This window comes from Aeromonas sp. HMWF016 (assembly GCF_963878195.1).
Taxonomy (GTDB): Bacteria; Pseudomonadota; Gammaproteobacteria; order Enterobacterales; family Aeromonadaceae; genus Aeromonas; species Aeromonas lacus.
Window position 1 is genome coordinate 47,518 of record NZ_CAWNWX010000081.1, and the last position, 6,325, is coordinate 53,842.

The 6,325-nt window shown below is 58.2% G+C and carries 3 protein-coding genes; all 3 read left to right on the forward strand.

Features of this window, described 5'->3' with window-relative positions:
- Nucleotides 1-113 precede the first annotated feature (113 nt).
- The 3 genes from mscM (at nucleotide 114) to AACS24_RS11915 (ending at nucleotide 6,136) form a co-directional block, all read left to right on the forward strand.
- Nucleotides 114-3,395 (forward strand): miniconductance mechanosensitive channel MscM, encoded by a 3,282-nt coding sequence (gene mscM / locus AACS24_RS11905; protein WP_108570802.1) that lies wholly within the window; start codon nucleotides 114-116, stop codon nucleotides 3,393-3,395.
- A 26-nt stretch (nucleotides 3,396-3,421) separates the two neighbouring features.
- Complete coding sequence (locus AACS24_RS11910) at nucleotides 3,422-4,105, forward strand: glycerophosphodiester phosphodiesterase (protein WP_108570803.1); 684 nt, start codon at nucleotides 3,422-3,424, stop codon at nucleotides 4,103-4,105.
- A 153-nt stretch (nucleotides 4,106-4,258) separates the two neighbouring features.
- The gene (locus AACS24_RS11915) at nucleotides 4,259-6,136 is read left to right on the forward strand and encodes a methyl-accepting chemotaxis protein (protein ID WP_108570804.1); all 1,878 of its coding nucleotides are present in this window, start codon (nucleotides 4,259-4,261) and stop codon (nucleotides 6,134-6,136) included.
- Nucleotides 6,137-6,325: the final 189 nt, after the last annotated feature.

The window sequence follows — 6,325 nt, forward strand, 5'->3', positions numbered from 1 at the left end:
ATCGGGCCGGGATCGCCCGTTATTTGTGTTACAAATCATTAATATTGAACGCTTTACCCTCTTCTGCCCCTGCTTTAGGCTAGGGCAACCTCTTATGAACGGACACGTGCTTCATGTTGCAACGCCTGCTCGCCCTCCTGCTCCTTTCCCTCGCTCTGCTCACGACCACGGCACAGGCCGATGACACCATCGCCCAGGCAGAAGCGCTGCTGGAAAGCGTCCCCAAGAGCGATACGCCGGAAAACCAGAAACTGAGGGAGAGCTATCAGCAGGCACTGCAAATTGCCCGGGAGGCAGAACGTTACCGGGAGCAGGGCAAAGCCTATCAACAGGTGTTGATCGACTATCCCAAGGAGTCGGCCCGCCTCAAGGAGAGCCTGCGCAACTATCAGCCCAAGAGCCGCCCAACCCTCTCCAGCCTCAAGGAGGAGAGCCTGCGCCAGGCCATTGGCCTTAGCAGCAACCGCCAGATGATGCTGCGTAAAGAGCGTCAGGGCATCATGGACAGCCTCAATCAGCTGGAGAGCACCGGTCAGGATTATCATCTGCGGGTGGATGATCTGCGCAAACAGCTGCAAGTCACCCGCAGTCAGCTGGAGCGACTCAACTTCAGCAGCGAATCGGACCGGCTGCAGGAGGCACAACTGCTGCTGACCCGGATCAAGGAACGGAGCATCTCCGACCGGATCCAGATGCTGGAGCTGGAGCAGCTCTCGGCCCAGCAGCGCAGCGATCTCGGCAAGCTGAAATTGCAGGAGCTCAATCTGAGCATTGCCGATGAGGACGAGTGGCAAGCGGCCCTGATGGCCCAGCAAAACCAGCTGCGTCGGGAGAAGACCGAACAGGCACTGGAAGAGAGCGAGCGACTGCGCAAACAGCTCTCGGACGACATGCCCCTGCTGCTGGAGCAGCAGCAACAGAATCAGGCCCTCTCCATCCAGCTCGGCCGACTGGAGGAGCAGATAGAAGAGGTGCAGGACAGGCAACGCAGCGTCGACAAGAATCTGTTTGAGCTCAACGAACTGGTCAACTCGGTACGCGAGCAGCTGGAGTGGTTGCAGATAAGCGACGCTTACGGCGAGAACCTGCGCAGCAAGCTGGCCGATTTGCCCGCCTACTACCCCCTCGACAAGCTCGAATCCGAAATCGTCAGCGCCCGCATGGCCAAATACCAGTACGAGACCGAGCAGGATACCCTCAAGGATCCGCGTCAGCTGCGCGACCAGCTCCTCGCCAACGAAGAGGTCTCCCTTGACCGTCCGCAGCAGGCAGTGCTCGACAATCTGCTCAAGGCTCGCCGCCAGCTGTTGACCCGTCTCAACGACGCGTCCGACACCCTGATTCAGGAGCAGACCCGGCTCAAGCTGCTCTACAGCCATCGCAACAGCAAGATCGACGAGATCCGTGAGCTCAGCGCCAGTCACCTGTTCTGGATGCCGGATGTGCGGCCGCTCACTCCCTCCGTCATGCTCGGGGTGCCTGCTGCCCTCTCGCTGGCTTTCAATCCGGAGAACTGGCTGCAAGTCCCCCGCGCCATCGCCGAAAACACGCCACTCAGTCTGACCCTGGCTACGCTGGGACTGCTGGTACTGGCCTGGAGCTGGTTCAAACTTGCTCGCCATCTGACCCAATATTGCGACCACATAGCGCCACGGATCGGCAAGGTAACCCAGGACAAGTTCAGCCTTACCAGTCGCCTGCTGTTACGTTCTCTGCTTGCAGCCATGCCGCTCCCCGCCATGGTACTGATGGTGCGGGGGCTGCTCGGCGGCGCCTGGCAATACCCCTTTGCCGTGGCTATCGGCCGTGGCCTTGGCGAGATCTGGTTTCTGCTGCTGGCACTGGTGCTGGCCCGTCATCTCACCCTTGAGAAGGGGATCCTCATCCACCACTTCCGCTGGCCAAAAGAGCAGGTGCAGAAAGTGTGGGGACAGTTTCGCACCCTGCTGCTGGTGCTGATCCCGAGCTTTTTCGTGCAGGGGATGGCCAACAGCTATCAGGAGCACGCCTTCTACGACTCGCTCGGGCGGCTGGCCTTTATCATCGGTGCCCTCTGGCTGCTGCTCTTCTTCGCCAGACTCAACCGGGAGAGACTACCGCTCACCTGGGGCCAGAGCGATATGACCAAGCCCCATCTGCTGCACCACTTCATCTGGAACAGCCTGATGCTGGCGCCGCTATTGGCGGTGATTGGCACCCTGTTTGGCTACTTCTATACCTCGCGCATTCTGCTGCGCCAGCTGGAGCTGAGCCTGCTGATGGGGCTTGGCTGCTTGCTTGTCTACTATCTGGCAAGACGCTGGATGCTGATCCAGCGTCGCCGACTGGCCTTCGATCGGGCCAAGAGCAAGCGGGCGGAGATCCTGGCCCTCCGCGGACGGGATGAACCGCACGAGGAGCTGAGCTCCGAGATCCCGGATGTGGTCGAGGAGACCGAACTCGACCTCGATACCCTCAGCACCCAGTCGCTGGGACTGATCCGCACTCTGCTGATGCTCGGCTTCACCCTGCTGGTGGTGGTGCAATGGTCGGATCTCAACTCCGCCTTCAGCTTCCTCAGCAATATCGAGGTGTGGCAGGTCAGCAGCAAGATTGGCGGCATAGAGCAGCTCTCTGCCATCACCTTGCAGGATCTGATGCTGACCGCCTTCGTCTTCATCCTGACCGTGGTCACCGCTCGCAACTTGCCAAGCCTGATGGAGCTGACCCTGCTGCAGCACCTGAGCCTCTCCCCCGGCACCGGTTTTGCACTCACTACCACCAGCAAGTATCTGGTGATCCTGATCGGTGCCCTCACCGGCTTCTCGATGCTCGGCATCGACTGGTCGAAGACCCAGTGGCTGGTTGCAGCTCTCTCGGTCGGTCTGGGTTTCGGTCTGCAGGAGATCTTCGCCAACTTCGTCTCCGGCCTCATCATCCTGTTCGAGAAACCGATCCGGCTGGGTGATACCGTCACCATCCGCGACCTCACCGGCACAGTGACCAAGATCAAGACGCGCGCCACCACCATAGTGGATTGGGATCGCAAGGAGATCATCGTCCCCAACAAGGCCTTCATCACCGAGCAGTTCATCAACTGGTCGCTCTCCGACGCCATAACCCGGGTACGACTGCGGATCCGCATCGGCCTGACCCGGGATCCCAAACTGGTTCAAACTATTCTGGAAGAGTCGGTCAAGGCATCGACATTGGTGCTCGATACTCCGACACCCGAAGTGTTCCTGATCGAGTTCACCGACTCGGCACTGATCTACGAGATCCGGCTCTACGTGAACAACATGGATCACCGGATGCCCATCACCCACGAAGTTCACTCGCTGGTGCTGGAGAAGATGCAGCAACAGGGGCTCACCCTGCCCCACCAACAGATCGATATTCACTTGAGCAGGGGCTAACCCGGCCAATGAGAAAGGAGCAAACCATGCAGATCATTGCTCACCGCGGGGCCAGCGGCCTGGCCCCCGAGAACACCCTCAAGGCGATGGCCAAAGCGCTGGAGCTGGGAGCACCCGCCATCGAGATCGACGTGCAGGCGGCCGATGGCGAGTTGTGGGTATTCCACGATCGGCGGCTCGAGCGCTGTACCAACGGCAAGGGGGTGCTGACCGAACAATCACGCTCCTATCTGGAACAGCTCGATGCTGGCGAGGGGGAGATCATTCCGACCTTGTGGCAGGTGATGAGCCTGATTGACGGCAGCTGTGAGCTGCATATCGAACTTAAGGGAGCCAATACCGCTGATGCCGTCGCAGCGCTTACCAAACGGGCCGAGAACGAGCTCGGCTTCACCGCCAACCAATGGGTGGTCTCCTCATTCCACCATCCAGAGCTGGCTTGCTTTGCGACCCTGCGACCCGATATCCGGATTGGAGCTCTTACGGCCAATCTGCCGCTCGAACTTGCGCGCTTTGCCGAAAAGCTGGGAGCCTGGTCCATCAATTGCGATGTTGATTTCATCGACGCTGCGCTGGTCGATGATGCACATCAGCGCGGACTAAAGGTTCTGGTCTATACGGTCGATCACCATGCCGACCAGCAACAGCTGGCCGCTATGGGGGTCGACGGCATATTCACCAATCGACCCGACCGTTTTTTAACACTGTGAGCAACCAGCATCCAGATGGATAAGCGTGAGGTTAACCGCTAACTTTAAGTCGTAGACCGGGATAAAAAGAGTCCAACTTCGGCCGATAAAAGATGGCACATAACAATAATTCGCTCGAACACACTTCAGACTGACGCTCACAAGGAAGTAACTATGAACTTATCCATTAAAAACAAACTTGTTCTGGCTATCGGGATCATCATTCTGGTGATCACCGGCCTGCAGGTCTGGTACAACACCTCGCAGCTGCGCAGCGAGACCCAGCGACTGGTCTGGAACATCATCGACGAAAGCTCCATGGCCAACGTCAAGGGGATCTCCCGCTGGGTCGACTCCCGGATCAGCATGGTCAGCACCACCAAGGAAGCATTCGCCAAAGAAGATGAGCCCATCAGCCATCTGGCCCAATCCATGAATGCCGGTGGCTTTGACCTCGTCTATGCCGGTACCGCAGACGGCAAGATGATCCAGAGCAAACCTACCGACTTGCCCGCCGGTTATGACCCCCGTCAACGTCCCTGGTACAAGGATGCGGCCGCCGCAGGCAAGCTGGTCATCACAGCCCCCTATGCCGACATCTCCACCGGCCAGCTGATTGTCACCATTGCCGAGCCGTTCCAGCGTGGCAACACCCAGGGGGTTATCGCCGGGGACGTCTCCATCAGTTCGCTGATCTCGGACATTCTGGCGGTCACTACCGAGGGCACCTACGCCATGCTGGTGGACAGCAATGGCACCATCATCGCGCACCCCGATGCCTCCATGAGCCTGAAATCCGCCACCGCTCTGGCACCGGAACTGACCGCATCTTACATCAACCAGATCGCCCATGACGGCATGATCAACGAGCTGGTGATCAGCGGCAAGAAAGAGGTCTTTGACTTTAACGCGATCCCCAATACCAACTGGTATTACGGCATGATGGTGGATGAGGAGACAGCCTACCAGTCGGTACGACGCATGGTTACCTCATCCCTCATTCAGGGGCTCATCACCATACTGATCGTGGCTGGCTTCTCCTATGTCGCCATCAACGGTTCGCTGGCCCCTCTGAAAACCCTGGGTGAAGCGATAGCCGATCTCTCCCGTGGCAATGGCGATCTCACTCGCCGCATCAAGATCGAGCGTGAAGACGAGGTCGGCGTGGTCGCCAAACACGTCAACACCTTTATCGAGCGGATCCATGTGATGGTGCAGGACATATCAAACTCCTCCGGCCAGCTCAACCAGCAGGCCAAGTCCTCTCACAACATGGCAGAAAAGGCCAATCAGGGGCTGGCTCGCCAGCAAAACGAGATCTCCCAGATTGCAACGGCCGTCCACGAAATGTCGGCCACAGCCGTCGAGGTGGCCAGCAACGCCGAGCAGACAGCCGAAGCTGCGCGTTCCTCCAGCAGCAGCTGTGAACACGGCAAGCAGGTAATCGCCCGTAACCAGCGTTCCATCACCGATCTGGCTACTCAGGTCGAGCAGGCTTCCAACATCATTCAAGAGCTGGAGAAGAACGCGCAGGAGATCAATACCATCCTCTCCACCATTCAGGGCATCGCCGAGCAGACCAACCTGCTGGCACTGAACGCCGCTATTGAAGCTGCTCGCGCCGGCGAACAGGGTCGTGGCTTTGCGGTGGTGGCGGATGAGGTACGGGTGCTGTCACAGCGTACTCACAGCTCCACCGTCGAGATCCGCAGCATGATCGAAACCCTGCAGCGCAATACCCAGGGTGCGGTCAGCACCATGCATGAAGGGCAGTTGCTGGCCCAGAACAGCGTGGATGATGCCAACAACGCCACCCAGGCGCTGGAGCAGATCACCGCTTCCATCAACCAGATCTCAGACATGGCGACCCAGATCTCCAGTGCCGCCGAGGAGCAGCGAGCCGTCACTGACGAGGTCAGCCGCAACATTCAGGCGGTGAAAGATGTCTCCGACGAGCTGGCCGTAGATGCCGACAGCTCACGCCATCTCTCTGAACAACTTAAAAATATTTCGGGTGAATTGAGTAATCAGGTCGGTATGTTCCGCATCTGACGATGATAAAAAAGGGGCCGTACAGGCCCCTTTGCTTTTTTAAATATTGCTTAATTATCAGTGAGTAATCTAACACTACCGTCGCCTCCCCACCTTCCTGTCACCCCCGCTATTCAGTAGCTCCCATCGGATATATTCCACTTTCCCAGCCGAGAAAAGGATTAGTAATTTTTATGCATGCATTTAAAT